The organism is Neisseria macacae ATCC 33926 (assembly GCF_022749495.1).
GTDB classification, from domain to species: domain Bacteria; phylum Pseudomonadota; class Gammaproteobacteria; order Burkholderiales; family Neisseriaceae; genus Neisseria; species Neisseria macacae.
The window spans coordinates 854,963-870,971 of sequence record NZ_CP094241.1 but is presented as its reverse complement, the minus strand read 5'-3'; the positions used below and the strand labels follow the sequence as shown (position 1 = coordinate 870,971).

Here is a 16,009-nt window from a genome sequence, read left to right as displayed (position 1 = left end):
CTCCTATTAAAACAGGTACAGCCAGTCCCAAATAGAAATAAAAGTCCATCATCTCAAGACCCTTTTTAGGACGGATACGAAATACACAGCCGCCATCACGCCGAATAAAAGCCAGCCTGTTTCCAAACCGCTTTTGAGGTTTTCGCCTGGATCGCATTTGGGCAAATCTGCTTTAATCGGCTCTCCGTTCAGTTTCCATAATGTGCCGTTGTACTCTGGTTTGATGATTTTGCCATCTTGGGTTATTTGAGGTACTACCAAGCTGAAATAGACGTTTTCAGCTTGGCTTTGCTCAAGACATTTATTCCCGACTTGGTAGTACATCTTAATTACCTGTTATCGCAACAAGCGTTTCACGATGGCAATGACGAACAGGGCGGCAAATACGCCGACTACCAACCAGCCTGCTTCAAGGCCGTCGGCTTTCGCTGAATCAATACCTGTTTTTGCGGCTTCGGGCAAAGCGGCATAGGCAGATGTGGCCAGAGCCAAGGGAGCGGCAGCAACTACTGCCAGTTTTGCGCCGTATTTACGGCAAGTGTTCATCAATTTCATGATGTTTTCCTTTAGTGAGTTAAACAAAATTAAATAGGTGCTTTTGCTATTATTCAGACCGCACCTGTAGCCTGAATTAAAATTCTGATAAAAAGCTGAAGACAATAAAGTTATCCCCGATTTCTTCTAAAGCAGTTTCTACCGCTTCGTTTCGGTCGTAGAAATAACCGGCTTCATTGACAAACGGTGTATGCCCGACATCACCCGTATCAGACGGATAAAGGAAGTCGCCCGTTTCCCGTGACTGAACAATGTAAACGCGGGTAATTGTCATGTTTTAGCCTTTGTTTGGGGTTTTAGGCTGAAAACCTAAAATTTTGAGTTTTTGGCTTTTGCCGTTGGTAACCAATTCAACCGTCAAAGAGGCTTCAAAAGGGAATGACAGACTTTTGAACTGTTCGAAATTCACGGAGCCGCCGTAGTCGTATTCGGTAGCCGAGCTGCCTAATGCGTTGCCTTGGCTGCTGTCCAGCGGTGTAGACACGATGACGCGGCAATAATCAAAAGTTTTGCCGTCAATTTGGCCGTTAAAGCGTTTAACGCCCATGATTTGGCCTTGAATTTGCATTTGCATGATGTGTTTCCTTATCCAATACACTGCACTTGTAGGCGGCAGCGTTTTGCCTTTTAAAATCTATATGCGTATCGGTCGTACATAAGATTCAGATAATCTTCTTCGTGCTTGGCTTCGATGAGCTTCGTCATTTTGTTTTTTTGTTCGATGGCCATTTCAAGTAAAACTTGGGCAGATTCGTTAAGCCATAAACTGCCTTCGGGTTTGTCATGTATGGCCGTTGCATGGTTTTCAGTACATGAATACACTTCGAGGCTTAAGCGTTTTGGCAATAAGTCATGGTCGGCTTCGAACATGGCCAGTATTTCCGAACGGTCTTTATGTGGAAACATGGATTTGGCGGCATTGATGGCGCGCCCGACTTGGTTTTTGGCTACTTCGATGCAGCGTTCAAAAGTCAATTCAAGATTCTTTTTCACTGCTTCGATGCGTTTGGCTTTCTCTTGAAATTGGGCGCATACAGGGTATGCCCCGCCGAAATACTCACCCGGAACTGTCAATACTTCGAACGGAATCACAATATCCTTGGCTTTGAATTCAATTTCAAAACGCACCCACTGGCTTTCTTTGTCGCCAAGTTGCTTGCCTTTTTCGTAAACGCGAACGTATTTGGACGATTCACGGGAGCCTACATAGTAGGTTTTGCCCTTGCCGTTGTTTGATTCCCAATCCGTGCCGACTGATTCGCCATCGGGCATCATGTGATGGTTTGTGAACTTACCGGCGAGACGGTCGGCTTTGGCCTGCTCGGGCGTGTATTCGCCTTGAAAAAAGTCTTTGGCAATGTCGATACGGGTAATTTTGGGACGGACTGCCTGTAGGATGAAGTTATAAAGTCGTGATTCCCAACCGTCAGATGCTGCATTGCAACCTGTGGCCGTGACTTCAATCAGCATGGTATTGTTTTGCCCACCAAAATGGACGCGGCCATATTGGGCATTGTCTGTACCCATCAACCAGCATGAATCATAAAAACGACCACCCGAATGCTTGGCTTTTTCGGTAATACCGAAACCAAAAATATCGGCCAGAACCATAGATGCGCGGACGATGTATTCATCATCGGCAACCAATGGATAACCGGCGAGCAGTGAAAATGTATCTTCGTGGATTGAAAAACTGATTTGGTCGATGAATGCGGAATTGGCTTTACCACGACGCAAAGGAACTTCAATCAAACGGCCTTATATATTGCGCCCCATCACAGGGGCATTTTTAACAATCGTAAAGCCTCTTTAACAAAAGGGGCTTTTCTTATGTGCATCGTCTTCTACACCGTCAATCCCGAACCGCCTAAATTTCCAAAATCTTTCATCGTTCGTATTTTCAAAGACGATTCTGACGTTACTCGTTGCCTTAAAACCGTTAATTTTCCTATCTCTTCACCTGACCGTATTTCAAAGATTAGAAATGCCGCCAATGAATACGGTCGTTTGTCTGTCCGCGAAATCATCAGCAAAGAGGTGTCCCAATGAAAAACATCAGCACCAAAAAAGCGCATGAAGCCGCGTTTAGCGGCGGCAGCGTAAGCGACGCGCCAAAGGCGGCTTCATGCGCCGATATGGCGCCCCCCTTATCTAACAGGGGGGGAGCAGAAACCGAGGCGGCTTTGAGTACCGAACAAGAAACTTTTGAAAAATACACTACCTTCTTGACTGATTCAAAAGGCCGTTTGATTGAAGTTCCTTTGCGTCGTGGTAAAGCCAATTCCGCATTCATCGACCAAATCAGTTTTTCAATCCACGAAGATACATTTTCACTGCTCGCCGGTTATCCATTGGTTGCCGATGATGAATACATCGTCCGCGCATCTATGGTTCTGGCCGATATTTTTGGTTTCGGTATTACCGAAAAAGCCAAGCATTCGGGTGGTCGTTTTTATGATTCATGCTGGTTGATGGGTACAGACAATGCCCAATATGGCCGCGTCCATTTTGGTGGGCAAAACAATACCATGCTGATTGAAGTCACGGCCACAGGTTGCAATGCAGCATCTGACGGTTGGGAATCACGACTTTATAACTTCATCCTACAGGCAGTCCGTCCCAAAATTACCCGTATCGACATTGCCAAAGACTTTTTTCAAGGCGAATACACGCCCGAGCAGGCCAAAGCCGACCGTCTCGCCGGTAAGTTCACAAACCATCACATGATGCCCGATGGCGAATCAGTCGGCACGGATTGGGAATCAAACAACGGCAAGGGCAAAACCTACTATGTAGGCTCCCGTGAATCGTCCAAATACGTTCGCGTTTACGAAAAAGGCAAGCAACTTGGCGACAAAGAAAGCCAGTGGGTGCGTTTTGAAATTGAATTCAAAGCCAAGGATATTGTGATTCCGTTCGAAGTATTGACAGTTCCGGGTGAGTATTTCGGCGGGGCATACCCTGTATGCGCCCAATTTCAAGAGAAAGCCAAACGCATCGAAGCAGTGAAAAAGAATCTTGAATTGACTTTTGAACGCTGCATCGAAGTAGCCAAAAACCAAGTCGGGCGCGCCATCAATGCCGCCAAATCCATGTTTCCACATAAAGACCGTTCGGAAATACTGGCCATGTTCGAAGCCGACCATGACTTATTGCCAAAACGCTTAAGCCTCGAAGTGTATTCATGTACTGAAAACCATGCAACGGCCATACATGACAAACCCGAAGGCAGTTTATGGCTTAACGAATCTGCCCAAGTTTTACTTGAAATGGCCATCGAACAAAAAAACAAAATGACGAAGCTCATCGAAGCCAAGCACGAAGAAGATTATCTGAATCTTATGTACGACCGATACGCATATAGATTTTAAAAGGCAAAACGCTGCCGCCTACAAGTGCAGTGTATTGGATAAGGAAACACATCATGCAAATGCAAATTCAAGGCCAAATCATGGGCGTTAAACGCTTTAACGGCCAAATTGACGGCAAAACTTTTGATTATTGCCGCGTCATCGTGTCTACACCGCTGGACAGCAGCCAAGGCAACGCATTAGGCAGCTCGGCTACCGAATACGACTACGGCGGCTCCGTGAATTTCGAACAGTTCAAAAGTCTGTCATTCCCTTTTGAAGCCTCTTTGACGGTTGAATTGGTTACCAACGGCAAAAGCCAAAAACTCAAAATTTTAGGTTTTCAGCCTAAAACCCCAAACAAAGGCTAAAACATGACAATTACCCGCGTTTACATTGTTCAGTCACGGGAAACGGGCGACTTCCTTTATCCGTCTGATACGGGTGATGTCGGGCATACACCGTTTGTCAATGAAGCCGGTTATTTCTACGACCGAAACGAAGCGGTAGAAACTGCTTTAGAAGAAATCGGGGATAACTTTATTGTCTTCAGCTTTTTATCAGAATTTTAATTCAGGCTACAGGTGCGGTCTGAATAATAGCAAAAGCACCTATTTAATTTTGTTTAACTCACTAAAGGAAAACATCATGAAATTGATGAACACTTGCCGTAAATACGGCGCAAAACTGGCAGTAGTTGCTGCCGCTCCCTTGGCTCTGGCCACATCTGCCTATGCCGCTTTGCCCGAAGCCGCAAAAACAGGTATTGATTCAGCGAAAGCCGACGGCCTTGAAGCAGGCTGGTTGGTAGTCGGCGTATTTGCCGCCCTGTTCGTCATTGCCATCGTGAAACGCTTGTTGCGATAACAGGTAATTAAGATGTACTACCAAGTCGGGAATAAATGTCTTGAGCAAAGCCAAGCTGAAAACGTCTATTTCAGCTTGGTAGTACCTCAAATAACCCAAGATGGCAAAATCATCAAACCAGAGTACAACGGCACATTATGGAAACTGAACGGAGAGCCGATTAAAGCAGATTTGCCCAAATGCGATCCAGGCGAAAACCTCAAAAGCGGTTTGGAAACAGGCTGGCTTTTATTCGGCGTGATGGCGGCTGTGTATTTCGTATCCGTCCTAAAAAGGGTCTTGAGATGATGGACTTTTATTTCTATTTGGGACTGGCTGTACCTGTTTTAATAGGAGCGATTTTATTCAAGGATTGATACCTGATTAGGATAATGGCAAAATCCCAACTTTCTGCAACCGTTACGAAAGTTAGGATTTTTATGTTGAATTTGAATATTAATGAAGAGTATTTGGCAAAACGTAAATATAACCAATTAGACGAATATTACGGGATGTCTATGGCTTATATTTATTGTGATTTGATTGCACAAAATTCGCGTGTTGCCGGTTCTGATTTCTATGCTTTATCCAGGAATTTTTCGCATAGGTTTTTAGGGGCTTATTTGGAAATTAGGTTTCCTGATTACAGCATAGCTGTATATAAGATTGGTTCAGGAAATGACATTCTTTCATCAAAAGTATTCAGCGCTGATATTGAGTGCTTTAATTCTTTGTTCGAGTAGTGTTTTTGCTGCACAGACAAATTTTCAAATGGGAAATGGTGTAAATGCTAAAGTTGATGATGGTTTTAGGAATTTAATCAATAGAAGCTATACTCCACACTTTGAAAAATATGTATCAAAACAATCAGTATCTGCTGAAATATTTCATTCTTCTACCGGAGCTTCATCGGCTGCCCGAATCGGCGCAACCGTTGTAGCAACCGTCTCCCGCCCAACAGTCCTATCCAGAGCCTACGGTCTAGTCACTCAAGGCGCAAGAATAGCAGCCTCCAGTCGAGGCAATCTCTACATAGGCGGCGCACTGCTCGCCTACGAAGCCTATAAAGCCGTCAAAGGCGATCTAGAGTCAGAAGGCTACATAGCAGACGAAAGCGGAACATTCCTAAAAACCTATGATGACGCCCTATGTATTGTGACTTGGCAAGGGGACAAAAAGGTTTACTCAAACTGTCTGCCACTGGATTCGTCCTTAGTACGAGCTTTTGAAAAAGGCGGACAAAGCCAAAAAGAAGCCGAATTTTTGTTGAAAAGCAGAACAGAACGCGAAGCGCGTAAATATTTCGAGCAACTCAAATCCCGCGATCATTGGTACGACGGCTATATTTTCAAAGAATGCAAAATTGGATCAATCAATGCCCGTTGCAGTGTTGAAAAAAAAGTCGATGAAAGAACCCCGATAATTTTCGAACGTTTGCAAAACCGACAATCCGAAGTCCTCACCCCTGAAAAATTCCTCGAAATCGCCACACCCGCAATCGACCGCAATCCGACGCCGTTTGTGGAAGGCGCCGGGCGTCCTGATTATAGCGAAGGTGTCCAAGTTGCCCCCGGAACATCAGTAACCCTTGGCCCGGCGACAGGACAAGACGGCAGACCCTTCCAAATAACCATCAGCTTCACAACAGGCGCGGACGGCAACACAACCGCAACCGTCACCACAACCCCGCGCCCCGACCTCACACCGGGCAGTCCTGCCGCGCCAAAAAACAACCCAACCCCGACACCGGGCGAAAATGGCAAGCCAGGTTCACAACCCGACCCAAATCCCGACGGAAAGCCAGGTTCGCAACCCGACCCAACGCCTGACGGCAGTCCGTCCGATAAAACAAAACCAGACCCCGACGGCAGTCCAAGCGGTAAAGACAAACCTGATCCAAGTAATACCCCAGACGGCAAAGACGATCCAAAACCCGACGACAAGCCGAAAGAGGATGACAAACCAAAGCAAGATGGCGGGCTGTTGTGCGAAGTATTTCCGAACATCTTGGCATGCGACAAAATGGGCAAGCCCGAAGAAGGTATGTTTGACAGCATTACAATACCCCATATAACTGATGATACTACGTGGAATACCGACAACTTCCTACCGCCAAACGGCGTTTGTCCTCAACCCAAAAGCTTCAACATTTGGGGCAGACCGGTACAAATCAGCTACGAACCGCTCTGCGTATTTATGCAAAATATCCGTTTTGCTGTTTTACTCGGATTCATTATCATGTCCGCCTTTATCGTTTTCGGCTCTTTAAGAAAGGGATAATATGCCGCTGCTCGCCGGATTGATTCCTCTTTTGGGAATCCTGTTAAAAATGCTGATTGTCCGCATGATTATTGCCACCGGCTTAACTTTTGTTACCTACGCCGGTTATGTAATCGCATTGGGTAAATTCAAGGAATACACCTTAAATGCTTTTAACTCCATGCCTTCTGATATTCTCAATTTGCTGTTAATTGGCGGTTTTGGTGAAGGTTTGGGTTATTTGTTTGGCGCATTCTCTTTTTATATCGGCATGGCTGCCTTGAATAAACTGACTTTCGTTTCTCCCGCGGGGTAATTTATGATTTATCTTTTCACCGGCAACATGGGTACGGGCAAGACTTCGCGCGTCGTGTCCATGATTCTGAACAACGAAGACGGTTTGTTTAAGATGAAGCTTGAAGATGGCACTGAAGTAGACCGCCCGCTCTATTTCTGCCATATAGACGGCTTGGATAAACGTAAATTTAACGCGCATGAACTTACTGAAGAAGAAATCATGTCTGCACCGTTGCGCGATATTATTCCGCAAGGCGCCGTATTGATTGTTGATGAAGCACACTATACCTATCCTGTGCGCGCATCAGGTCGCCCCGTTCCGCCCTATATCCAAGAATTAACCGAACTCCGTCATCACGGCCATACGGTTATCTTGATGACCCAGCACCCTAGCCAGCTTGACGTATTTGTACGCAATCTCGTGTCAAAACATACCCATCTTGAACGCAAAGCCGTGGGTATGAAGCAGTATTCTTGGTATAAGTGTGTAACGACCCTTGATAATCCCGCCGGTGTAACAGGTGTTGAATCTGCGAGCTGGAAACCGCCTAAAGATGCCTTCAAGTATTACAAATCCTCAAGCCAACATCAGAAGTTTAAAAAGAATATTCCGCTTGCTGTTTGGGCTTTGATAGGTATATTTGCTTTCATGGCTTGGAAAGGCTACAACGTTTATCAAATTTATAAGCAAGGCACTGGCCAACAAGAACAGGTCGAACCACAGGAAGCAGCAGCCAGTCAGCCGCAAATGGAATTACCAACGGAATCAACCGAGCCAACGGCCAAAATTGATAACAGCCTAAACCCGACAGACTTTATCCCCAAGTTGGCAGAAAAACCCGAATCCAAACCGCTTTACGACAGCGTGCGCCAAGTTAAAACCTTTGAACGCTTGGCCGCCTGTATAGATGGCGGTAAAAGTGGTTGTACCTGTTATAGCGACCAAGGCACGGCTCTGAAAGAAGTGACTAAGGCAATGTGTAAAGACTACGTCAAAAACGGAATGCCATTTAATCCTTACAAAGACCCAAGCACGACAGCACAGGCAGCGCTTGCACCGCAAATCCCGCCGACGACGACAGAATCAAACCAAATACTGACAATGGGCGGCAAATCGCCACAGAATTTGATGTATGACGGCTATGTCGAAGCAGGATCGCAATTCCAACAGCGCGGCGGTATTGTTGGCACTAATTAATTGAGCTGCTTTTTACCGTGTTGATGAAGCACAAAAGGCGTAATCAACACGGTAAAAAGCAGCCACGGGGTGCGGGAACTCCCGCTTTTTTGAGTTTAAGCAATTTTATGTCTTCCGGAGACACCTAAAAATTCAAAAACAGACAAAAATCAGCTCAACCGGACGCAATAAAATGCCAAAGCCAAAACCCGCAAACCGTTTTAAAAAAGACGGTTTGCGGGTTTTTGTTTAGCGCAAAACAAAAGCCTGGGCGGTTTAGGCAGTAAAACGGCCAAAGTAAAAAGCTGGACAAAAGAAATGCCGAATCGCCCACTTATCCTAAAGATTGAATACCATCATAGCCGTGCAAACAGGCTGAATCATAAGGAAAATGCAATGAATGTAATAGGATTCGATATTTCCAAAGATACCATAGACGTAACTTTGCTTAGAACTAGCGGCCAATCAGACTATATTAAAATAGCTAACGCTTGCGAAGGCTTCGAAAAACTAAATGACTGGATACGATCAAAACGTATCCGCAAAATAAGTATTAGCATGGAAGCAACTGGCATTTATTACGAAGAAGCTGCTGACTATTTCAGTGCAATTTATCAAGTCTTCGTTATAAATCCTCTGAAAATTAAAGACTACTCAAAAAGCCAGTTTAGCCACACAAAAACCGATAGAGCCGATTCAAGGCTCATAGCAGAATACACAAAACGCCATTTAGATAAACTTACACCGTTCAAGCCGTCTGAAAACCCAACCCTGTATAAACTGATAAGCCTGCTCCAGCAACTCAAACAACAGCAAAACGAAAGTCAAAACAGACTGCACGCCGCAAAAGATACCTTTATTCGTGCCACACACGAAGAAATCATATTGCTCTTGGCCAAACAGATAGACCAAACGGCCAAGCGAATAGACCTGATGATTCAGCAACAAGATAGCCTGAATACGCATTACAAAAATCTGCAAACAATTCCCGGTATAGGCAAAGATACCGCCGCAATCTTGCTCCGTCATCTCACAGACAAACAATTTAAGACGGCTAACCAATTCGTATCATTCGCCGGATTAAGTCCGCTAATTGAACAATCAGGAACCAGCGTCAATAAAAAAGGCAGATTAAGCCGCTATGGTCACCGCCGGCTTAAACGCGCCTTGTTTATGCCCGCGCTTGTCGCCTATCGCATTAAAGCCTTTCCTAAGTTAGTTCAAAACTTATCTCATAAGCCTAAAATGGTTGTCATAGTTGCTTTGATGCGTAAACTTGCCAAAATCGCCTACTACATCCATAAAACACAAAAGCCGTTCGAAAAAATGCGCTATCAAACAGCTTAACGAAAACAAACAAAAGAAAACGGCTGCCGTAAAAGCAGCCGTGGCTTGTTGCATTCGATGGAAAGGCAATAAATAAATATTAAATGAAAACAATCAAATATAAAATAAATCGAAATTTATATTTGACAATGCGATATACCATCTTTTGAATCAGTCAAGAAGGTAGTGTATTTTTCAAAAGTTTCTTGTTCGGTACTCAAAGCCGCCTCGGTTTCTGCTCCCCCCCTGTTAGATAAGGGGGGCGCCATATCGGCGCATGAAGCCGCCTTTGGCGCGTCGCTTACGCTGCCGCCGCTAAACGCGGCTTCATGCGCTTTTTTGGTGCTGATGTTTTTCATTGGGACACCTCTTTGCTGATGATTTCGCGGACAGACAAACGACCGTATTCATTGGCGGCATTTCTAATCTTTGAAATACGGTCAGGTGAAGAGATAGGAAAATTAACGGTTTTAAGGCAACGAGTAACGTCAGAATCGTCTTTGAAAATACGAACGATGAAAGATTTTGGAAATTTAGGCGGTTCGGGATTGACGGTGTAGAAGACGATGCACATAAGAAAAGCCCCTTTTGTTAAAGAGGCTTTACGATTGTTAAAAATGCCCCTGTGATGGGGCGCAATATATAAGGCCGTCTGAAAATTCTTTCAGACGGCCTGAGACCTTTGCAAAATTCCCCAAAATCCCCTAAATTCCCATCAAGACATTTAGGGGATTTTCCATGAGCACCTTCTTCCAGCAAACCGCACAAGCCATGATTGCCAAACACATCGACCGCTTCCCATTATTGAAGTTGGATCAGGTGATTGATTGGCAACCGATCGAACAGTATCTGAACCGTCAAAGAACCCGTTACCTCCGAGACCACCGCGGCCGTCCCGCCTATCCCCTGTTGTCCATGTTCAAAGCCGTCCTGCTCGGACAATGGCACAGCCTCTCCGATCCCGAACTCGAACACAGCCTCATCACCCGCATCGATTTCAACCTGTTTTGCCGTTTTGACGAACTGAGCATCTCCGATTACAGCATCTTATGCCGCTACCGCAACTGGCTGGCGCAAGACGACACCCTGTCCGAACTGCTGGAATTGATTAACCGACAATTGACCGAAAAAAACCTAAAAGTAGAGAAAGCATCCGCCGCCGTCATTGATGCCACCATTATTCAGACCGCCGGCAGCAAACAGCGTCAGGCCATAGAAGTCGATGAAGAAGGACAAGTCAGCGGCCAAACCACACCGAGTAAGGATAAAGATGCCCGCTGGACAAAGAAAAACGGCCTCTACAAACTCGGTTACAAACAACATACCCGTACCGATGAGGAAGGCTATATCGAGAAACTGCACATTACCCCCGCCAATACCCATGAGTGCAACCACCTGTCGCCTTTGCTGGAAGGTATAGCCAAAGGTACGACCGTCTATGCCGATAAAGGCTATGACAGTAAGGAAAACCGGCAACATCTGAAAGAGCATCAGTTGCTGGACGGCATTATGCGCAAAGCCCACCGCAACCGTCCGCTGACGGAAGTGCAAACTAAACGTAACCGATATTTGTCGAAGACCCGTTATGTGGTCGAACAGAGCTTTGGGACGCTGCACCGTAAATTCCGCTACGCCCGGGCAGCCTATTTCGGACTGATTAAAGTGAGTGCGCAAAGTCATCTGAAAGCGATGTGTTTGAACCTGTTGAAAGCGGCCAACAGGCTAAGTGTGCCTGTTGCTGCCTAAAAGGTGGCCTGGATGCCTGATTATGAGGCGTCCGGGGAGGATTAAGGGGGCATTTGGGTAGAATCGGGAGTGATTGGGGCGGAAACAGCCGAAAACCTGTGTTTGGGTTTTGGCTGTTGGGGGAAAAGGAATTTTGCAAAGGTCTCGGCCTGTTAACTTTAATCCGCTCAATACTCAATCCTGTCCCAGCAAGCGTAGGTTGGGTCAAGACCCAACAAAGGCTCTAATCTTTCTGTAATGTTCAATTTTCAATCTAACCTACTACCAACAATGGGAATATTTTAAATGAATTGTTTAGATTTATTGGCATATATCGAAAAAAGGCCGCTTATGTATTTAAGCGAAAAAAATATAAAGATTTTAGAAAGTTTTATAACAGGATATTATCTATGTGAAGGACTCAATGATATACCTAGTCAAAAAGATGATATTTTTAGAGAAAAATTTTATTACTGGCTAATTGAGCAGTTTGATTTTCTTCAAACCACCCATACATGGCGTGGTCTGATTGAACAGATTGCCAAATTTGAAAATCGGGATGAGTTTGACTGTTTCTTTGATTACTTGAGACTGTTCAAAGAAAATTATGGGATTGTTTCAACAGAACTTGAGCTAACGTAAACTCTACCTACCACTCAAAAATTACTTTCATCATTAATTTATATAATTTTATTCAAAAATTTAATATAACTTTTTTCTTATACTGAGTTTTTTGCCAATATTCTTGATACATAACAAGGCAGTCATATATTATTTTGTATAAAGACTCATTTTTTCTTTTTATCCTTTCTATAAATCTGAAATTTATAATTATTTTTTCTTCGAGCAACCAACTCAAATCTTGCATACATTCATCTAGCGCATCGTAATTAAATCCAAAATAATCTGGAAAGTATAACTTCTCACTCATAATTTTTAAAAAACTGCTTGATGTTCCTAAGCTTCCCAAATTAATATCTACAACAAGAGTATCATTCATTGCAATATTACCTCTAAAAATGCTTCATATTCATAATACCCTGTTGAGTTATGCAAATTTTTAATACACATGTTACAAATTATGATATCAATCATTATCACAATAATAAACACTTATTGGTAGGCTAACTTTGTATTTTGCTAAATCTGATAATAATTCATTATTGAAAATTTCAAAATTGCATTGATCCGAATAGTAAGCTTCAATAAAAATTCTAAGATCATCAGCATTATTTAATCTTAATAATTGATAATTTTTTCTAAAAAAATCTACGAATTCCTGTTCATATTCACTATCCCAATATTCTTTTGAAAATTCATTTTTGTGGTTTAATTCCAGACATCCATAATCATTTATTTCCCCAAATTCATCTTTTCCTCCAGCATCAAAATAGTCAGTAACTTCAAGAGAAGTCTCAAGGTTATTAACCATTTTACTAGGCTTGAAATTATCACCAAAAATCATAATCGTAAATCTTAAATACATAAAAATACTCTCTTTATTTCAGAAATTTATCATCTATACGAAACATCTTTCCACTCAAATTTCCCTTGCCATCAATATTTCCACTTTTAGCAAGCGTAGGCTGAGTTAAGCACCAACAAGAACCTTGAACATTCTACAATATCCAATTTTCACCCCAATCTGCTATCAAATCAAAGGTTTTAGACGACCTTTTAGCCTGAATTCAATCGACGTCCTCCGTAGCGTGGGCTTTGCCCACAAAAAACACTGTCCAACCTGCCTTTAAAAAACCAAATATAGTGGATTAAATTTAAACCAGTACGGCGTTGCCTCGCCTTGCCGTACTATCTGTACTGTCTGCGGCTTCGTCGCCTTGTCCTGATTTAAATTTAATCCACTATAAAAACGTCGTCTGAAAATTCCAAATCCGGTTTTTCAGACGACCTCTTTCTTCCAAAATTAACTATTTTCTTTTCTTCAACAGCCTCAACGCATTGCCCACGACAAACAGCGAGCTGAGGCTCATGCCTAATGCGGCGATCCAGGGTTTGACGTAGCCCAAGACGGCGAGTGGGACGGCGATGATGTTGTATGCGCTTGCCCAGGCGAGGTTTTGGCGGATGATTTCGCGTGTGCGGCGAGCTTGGGCGATGGTGGCGGGCAGGATGTTCAAATCGTCGTTGAGCAAGACCAGATCGGCGCCGTCGCGTGCGACATCGGCGCCTGCTGCAACGGCGGCGGACACGTCTGCTTGGGCGAGGACGGGGGCATCGTTGATACCGTCGCCGACCATCAAGACTTTTCTGCCCTGTTTCTGCAAGTCTTCAACATAGGCGAGTTTATCTTCAGGCGTGGCTTCGGCGCGGTAGGTGTCCAAACCGAGTGCCTGCGCAACTTGTGCGACGGCATTTGTGCGGTCACCGCTGAGCAGGTGGGTGCGGATGCCTTGTTGTTTGAGGATGTCGAGCATGGCGGCGGCGCTGTCTTTGATTTGGTCTTCGAGCAGGAAGACGGCTTGGAAACCGCTTTGGTTGCCGAGGAACACCATGCTGCCTGCGTGTTCGATACCGGCGGCTTCGTCAGGCAACACGCCGGCTATTCCGGCGACAAAATCGGCGCGTCCCAATGCCCAAACTTGGGTTTCTCCTTTGTAGGTCATTTGCGCGCTAACGCCTTGCCCGATGCGGTTGACGCGTTGGGAGACTGTGTATTCGGGCGCAGGGGCGGGGTCGTCTGAAAGCGTGTGGTTCAAGATGGCGCGGGCGATGGGGTGTTCGGATTGTTGCTCCAGGGCTTGTGCGGCGGCGAGCGCTTCTGCTGTTTTCAGACGACCTAAGGGGATGATTCGGCTGACGGACAGTTGTCCTTTGGTCAGCGTGCCGGTTTTGTCGAACACGACATCGTCGATTTGGGCGAGCGTTTCGAGGCTTTGTTTGCCGCTGATTAACACGCCGTCGTCGGCAAGCGCGCCTGTGGAGGCGGCAAGCGCGGTCGGCGTGGCAAGTGAAAGTGCGCACGGGCAAGTGATGACCAGCAGCGCGACGGTAATCCACAAGGCGGTTTGTGCGTCGGCATACCACGTCCAGCCGATGAAAACGGGCACGGCAAGCAGCAGCTCGCCAAACACGAAGCTGGAAGCGTATTTCTCGGCAAGCTCAGCGGCGCGCGGTTTTTGGGCGAGCGCGCGATCGAGCAGTTTGACGATGTGCGACAGACGCGTGTTGTTGCCGGTGCGGTCGGTTCGGACAACAAGCGGGCTGCCTGTATTGAGCGTGCCTGCGGTAACGTTTTCAGACGACCTTTTAACCACGGGCAGGCTCTCGCCCGTCAACATGGCTTCGTCCACTTCGCTCTCGCCGGACAACACCGTGCCGTCCACAGGAATGACTTCGCCGGGTTTGACGACGATCACGTCGCCGGCTTGAAGCTGTACAACCGCCGCTTCTTCGATTTCCTCGCTGTCGGGATAAGACGGAAGGCGGTGGCAGAACGCGGGAACAAGTTTCACCAGCCGCTCCGCCGCATCCCCCGCCCTGCGCCTTGCGATTTGTTCCATAAACCGCCCGCCCAGCAGGAAAAACAGCAACATGGCGATGGACTCGAAATACATCCCCTGCCCCGCATTGACGGCAAGGCTGTAAATGCCCGCGACAAAGGTCATCACGACGGCAATCGCAATCGGCGTATCCATGCCGACGCGGCGGTTTTTCCAATCGCGCCACGCGCCGCGGTAAAACGGCAACGCGCTGTAAAACACGACGGGCAGCACCATCAAAAAGCCGCCCCAGTGCAGGATTTCCAAAAACAGCGGCTCGATATCGCCGCCGTAAAGATAGGTCGGCACGGCAAACATCATCGTCTGCATCATGCCCAAACCCGCCACCGCCAGCCTGACGATAAACTGTTTGCGCTCTTTCTGCGCCTGCGCCTCGACTTTTTGCGCATCGTAAGGCGCGGCGGTATAACCCGTTTTGCGGATTTTCAAAAGAATGTCCGACAGCGCGATTTTGCCCTCGTCCCACACCACGCGGCAGCGGTGCGTACTGTAATTCAAATCCACGCGCACCACGCCCGCCGTCCGCAAAAGCTGTTGCTCAATCAGCCATACGCACGCCGCGCATGTAATACCGCCCAGCATCAACACTGCCTCGCGCTTATTTCCTTCCCCGACTTCGACAAAATCCGCCTGCACTTCGGGCAAATCGTACAATTTCAGTTGCGACAACACTTCCGGCGGCGGCAATTCGGATTTTTCCGCGTCGGCGGTACGCTGTTTGTAATAATTGCCCAAACCTGCATCAATAATGCTCTGCGCCACCGCCTGACAACCCGCGCAGCAGGTTTCATGGTCTTCATTTTCGTAGCGGACGGTCAGATGGAGGTGTTCGGGGACTTCCAAACCGCAATGGAAACAGGTTCTTTCCGTTTGATTCATAATATGTGCCTGATGGTGTGCCGGCAGGTGGTTTGCCGCTTGAAACTTGGATTTGAAATGTTTAAAAATGTAAA

23 protein-coding genes and 1 pseudogene are annotated in these 16,009 nt (G+C 46.0%); 13 read left to right on the top strand and 11 right to left on the bottom strand.

Annotated features, from left to right (window positions below):
• Positions 1-48 precede the first annotated feature (48 nt).
• From MON40_RS04175 to MON40_RS04155, 5 genes are all read right to left on the bottom strand, one after another.
• A complete protein-coding gene (locus tag MON40_RS04175) occupies positions 49-324 on the bottom strand; it encodes a hypothetical protein (RefSeq protein WP_003780472.1) in 276 nt (91 codons plus the stop codon).
• A 12-nt stretch (positions 325-336) separates the two neighbouring features.
• Positions 337-555, bottom strand: coding sequence for a major capsid protein (locus MON40_RS04170; RefSeq protein WP_003780474.1), 219 nt, complete (start codon positions 553-555; stop codon positions 337-339).
• A gap of 76 nt (positions 556-631) precedes the next feature.
• The gene (locus MON40_RS04165) at positions 632-829 is read right to left on the bottom strand and encodes a hypothetical protein (protein ID WP_003780477.1); all 198 of its coding nucleotides are present in this window, start codon (positions 827-829) and stop codon (positions 632-634) included.
• A 3-nt stretch (positions 830-832) separates the two neighbouring features.
• Positions 833-1,129, bottom strand: coding sequence for a hypothetical protein (locus tag MON40_RS04160; RefSeq protein ID WP_003780479.1), 297 nt, complete (start codon positions 1,127-1,129; stop codon positions 833-835).
• 53 nt (positions 1,130-1,182) lie between these two features.
• Complete coding sequence (locus MON40_RS04155; RefSeq protein ID WP_242926006.1) at positions 1,183-2,307, bottom strand: replication initiation factor domain-containing protein; 1,125 nt, start codon at positions 2,305-2,307, stop codon at positions 1,183-1,185.
• 78 nt (positions 2,308-2,385) lie between these two features.
• Between MON40_RS04155 and MON40_RS04150 the strand changes: the two genes are divergently transcribed.
• The 11 genes from MON40_RS04150 (at position 2,386) to MON40_RS04100 (ending at position 9,831) form a co-directional block, all read left to right on the top strand.
• The gene (locus MON40_RS04150) at positions 2,386-2,604 is read left to right on the top strand and encodes a hypothetical protein (protein ID WP_242926002.1); all 219 of its coding nucleotides are present in this window, start codon (positions 2,386-2,388) and stop codon (positions 2,602-2,604) included.
• Positions 2,601-3,926 carry a replication initiation factor domain-containing protein gene (locus MON40_RS04145; protein ID WP_242926005.1) on the top strand — a complete coding sequence of 442 codons (1,326 nt, stop codon included), beginning with the start codon at positions 2,601-2,603 and terminating at the stop codon, positions 3,924-3,926. The genes MON40_RS04150 and MON40_RS04145 overlap by 4 nt, the downstream gene beginning before the upstream one ends.
• 53 nt (positions 3,927-3,979) lie before the next feature.
• Positions 3,980-4,276, top strand: a complete 297-nt coding sequence (locus tag MON40_RS04140) for a hypothetical protein (RefSeq protein ID WP_003780479.1) — start codon at positions 3,980-3,982, stop codon at positions 4,274-4,276.
• A 3-nt stretch (positions 4,277-4,279) separates the two neighbouring features.
• Entirely contained in the window at positions 4,280-4,477 is a 198-nt protein-coding gene (locus MON40_RS04135) for a hypothetical protein (protein ID WP_003780477.1), read from the top strand.
• A gap of 76 nt (positions 4,478-4,553) precedes the next feature.
• Complete coding sequence (locus MON40_RS04130; protein ID WP_003780474.1) at positions 4,554-4,772, top strand: major capsid protein; 219 nt, start codon at positions 4,554-4,556, stop codon at positions 4,770-4,772.
• 12 nt (positions 4,773-4,784) lie between these two features.
• Complete coding sequence (locus MON40_RS04125) at positions 4,785-5,060, top strand: hypothetical protein (protein WP_003780472.1); 276 nt, start codon at positions 4,785-4,787, stop codon at positions 5,058-5,060.
• An 83-nt stretch (positions 5,061-5,143) separates the two neighbouring features.
• Positions 5,144-5,494, top strand: coding sequence for a hypothetical protein (locus MON40_RS04120; protein WP_003780471.1), 351 nt, complete (start codon positions 5,144-5,146; stop codon positions 5,492-5,494).
• Entirely contained in the window at positions 5,430-7,031 is a 1,602-nt protein-coding gene (locus MON40_RS04115) for an IgG-binding virulence factor TspB family protein (protein WP_242926004.1), read from the top strand. Before MON40_RS04120 ends, MON40_RS04115 begins: the two co-directional genes overlap by 65 nt.
• A gap of 1 nt (position 7,032) precedes the next feature.
• On the top strand, positions 7,033-7,326 hold the full coding sequence (locus MON40_RS04110; RefSeq protein WP_003780462.1) for a DUF2523 domain-containing protein: 294 nt from the start codon (positions 7,033-7,035) through the stop codon (positions 7,324-7,326).
• A gap of 3 nt (positions 7,327-7,329) precedes the next feature.
• Positions 7,330-8,505, top strand: coding sequence for a zonular occludens toxin domain-containing protein (locus tag MON40_RS04105; RefSeq protein WP_003780460.1), 1,176 nt, complete (start codon positions 7,330-7,332; stop codon positions 8,503-8,505).
• Between the two features lie 375 nt (positions 8,506-8,880).
• Positions 8,881-9,831, top strand: a complete 951-nt coding sequence (locus MON40_RS04100) for an IS110 family RNA-guided transposase (RefSeq protein ID WP_039863345.1) — start codon at positions 8,881-8,883, stop codon at positions 9,829-9,831.
• A gap of 116 nt (positions 9,832-9,947) precedes the next feature.
• Here the strand turns inward: MON40_RS04100 and MON40_RS04095 are convergent, their stop codons facing one another.
• Positions 9,948-10,169 carry a hypothetical protein gene (locus MON40_RS04095; protein ID WP_242926003.1) on the bottom strand — a complete coding sequence of 74 codons (222 nt, stop codon included), beginning with the start codon at positions 10,167-10,169 and terminating at the stop codon, positions 9,948-9,950.
• The gene (locus tag MON40_RS04090) at positions 10,166-10,384 is read right to left on the bottom strand and encodes a hypothetical protein (protein ID WP_242926002.1); all 219 of its coding nucleotides are present in this window, start codon (positions 10,382-10,384) and stop codon (positions 10,166-10,168) included. The genes MON40_RS04095 and MON40_RS04090 overlap by 4 nt, the downstream gene beginning before the upstream one ends.
• A gap of 164 nt (positions 10,385-10,548) precedes the next feature.
• Here MON40_RS04090 and MON40_RS04085 point away from each other — a divergent pair, with 164 nt between their 5' ends.
• Positions 10,549-11,556 (top strand): IS5 family transposase, encoded by a 1,008-nt coding sequence (locus MON40_RS04085; protein WP_242926001.1) that lies wholly within the window; start codon positions 10,549-10,551, stop codon positions 11,554-11,556.
• 285 nt (positions 11,557-11,841) lie between these two features.
• Complete coding sequence (locus MON40_RS04080) at positions 11,842-12,177, top strand: hypothetical protein (RefSeq protein WP_242926000.1); 336 nt, start codon at positions 11,842-11,844, stop codon at positions 12,175-12,177.
• A 52-nt stretch (positions 12,178-12,229) separates the two neighbouring features.
• Here MON40_RS04080 and MON40_RS04075 read toward each other — a convergent pair whose 3' ends face one another.
• From MON40_RS04075 to MON40_RS04065, 4 genes and pseudogenes are all read right to left on the bottom strand, one after another.
• Positions 12,230-12,535, bottom strand: a complete 306-nt coding sequence (locus MON40_RS04075; protein WP_003780659.1) for a barstar family protein — start codon at positions 12,533-12,535, stop codon at positions 12,230-12,232.
• Between the two features lie 87 nt (positions 12,536-12,622).
• Complete coding sequence (locus tag MON40_RS04070; RefSeq protein WP_242925999.1) at positions 12,623-13,021, bottom strand: interleukin; 399 nt, start codon at positions 13,019-13,021, stop codon at positions 12,623-12,625.
• Positions 13,022-13,288: 267 nt separating this feature from the next.
• A pseudogene (locus tag MON40_RS13520) lies at positions 13,289-13,402 on the bottom strand (IS5/IS1182 family transposase); the annotation flags it as partial.
• Positions 13,403-13,463: 61 nt separating this feature from the next.
• Positions 13,464-15,935, bottom strand: a complete 2,472-nt coding sequence (locus MON40_RS04065) for a heavy metal translocating P-type ATPase (RefSeq protein ID WP_003777340.1) — start codon at positions 15,933-15,935, stop codon at positions 13,464-13,466.
• Between the last annotated feature and the right edge of the window lie 74 nt (positions 15,936-16,009).

Bases quoted from the DNA above. Each gene is read 5' to 3' on its own strand.
- MON40_RS04175 (WP_003780472.1), bottom strand. From the start codon at position 324: ATGTACTACCAAGTCGGGAATAAATGTCTTGAGCAAAGCCAAGCTGAA.
- MON40_RS04170 (WP_003780474.1), bottom strand. From the start codon at position 555: ATGAAATTGATGAACACTTGCCGTAAATACGGCGCAAAACTGGCAGTA.
- MON40_RS04165 (WP_003780477.1), bottom strand. From the start codon at position 829: ATGACAATTACCCGCGTTTACATTGTTCAGTCACGGGAAACGGGCGAC.
- MON40_RS04160 (WP_003780479.1), bottom strand. From the start codon at position 1,129: ATGCAAATGCAAATTCAAGGCCAAATCATGGGCGTTAAACGCTTTAAC.
- MON40_RS04150 (WP_242926002.1), top strand. From the start codon at position 2,386: ATGTGCATCGTCTTCTACACCGTCAATCCCGAACCGCCTAAATTTCCA.
- MON40_RS04145 (WP_242926005.1), top strand. From the start codon at position 2,601: ATGAAAAACATCAGCACCAAAAAAGCGCATGAAGCCGCGTTTAGCGGC.
- MON40_RS04140 (WP_003780479.1), top strand. From the start codon at position 3,980: ATGCAAATGCAAATTCAAGGCCAAATCATGGGCGTTAAACGCTTTAAC.
- MON40_RS04135 (WP_003780477.1), top strand. From the start codon at position 4,280: ATGACAATTACCCGCGTTTACATTGTTCAGTCACGGGAAACGGGCGAC.
- MON40_RS04130 (WP_003780474.1), top strand. From the start codon at position 4,554: ATGAAATTGATGAACACTTGCCGTAAATACGGCGCAAAACTGGCAGTA.
- MON40_RS04125 (WP_003780472.1), top strand. From the start codon at position 4,785: ATGTACTACCAAGTCGGGAATAAATGTCTTGAGCAAAGCCAAGCTGAA.
- MON40_RS04120 (WP_003780471.1), top strand. From the start codon at position 5,144: ATGGCAAAATCCCAACTTTCTGCAACCGTTACGAAAGTTAGGATTTTT.
- MON40_RS04115 (WP_242926004.1), top strand. From the start codon at position 5,430: ATGACATTCTTTCATCAAAAGTATTCAGCGCTGATATTGAGTGCTTTA.
- MON40_RS04110 (WP_003780462.1), top strand. From the start codon at position 7,033: ATGCCGCTGCTCGCCGGATTGATTCCTCTTTTGGGAATCCTGTTAAAA.
- MON40_RS04105 (WP_003780460.1), top strand. From the start codon at position 7,330: ATGATTTATCTTTTCACCGGCAACATGGGTACGGGCAAGACTTCGCGC.
- MON40_RS04100 (WP_039863345.1), top strand. From the start codon at position 8,881: ATGAATGTAATAGGATTCGATATTTCCAAAGATACCATAGACGTAACT.
- MON40_RS04095 (WP_242926003.1), bottom strand. From the start codon at position 10,169: ATGAAAAACATCAGCACCAAAAAAGCGCATGAAGCCGCGTTTAGCGGC.
- MON40_RS04090 (WP_242926002.1), bottom strand. From the start codon at position 10,384: ATGTGCATCGTCTTCTACACCGTCAATCCCGAACCGCCTAAATTTCCA.
- MON40_RS04085 (WP_242926001.1), top strand. From the start codon at position 10,549: ATGAGCACCTTCTTCCAGCAAACCGCACAAGCCATGATTGCCAAACAC.
- MON40_RS04080 (WP_242926000.1), top strand. From the start codon at position 11,842: ATGAATTGTTTAGATTTATTGGCATATATCGAAAAAAGGCCGCTTATG.
- MON40_RS04075 (WP_003780659.1), bottom strand. From the start codon at position 12,535: ATGAATGATACTCTTGTTGTAGATATTAATTTGGGAAGCTTAGGAACA.
- MON40_RS04070 (WP_242925999.1), bottom strand. From the start codon at position 13,021: ATGTATTTAAGATTTACGATTATGATTTTTGGTGATAATTTCAAGCCT.
- MON40_RS04065 (WP_003777340.1), bottom strand. From the start codon at position 15,935: ATGAATCAAACGGAAAGAACCTGTTTCCATTGCGGTTTGGAAGTCCCC.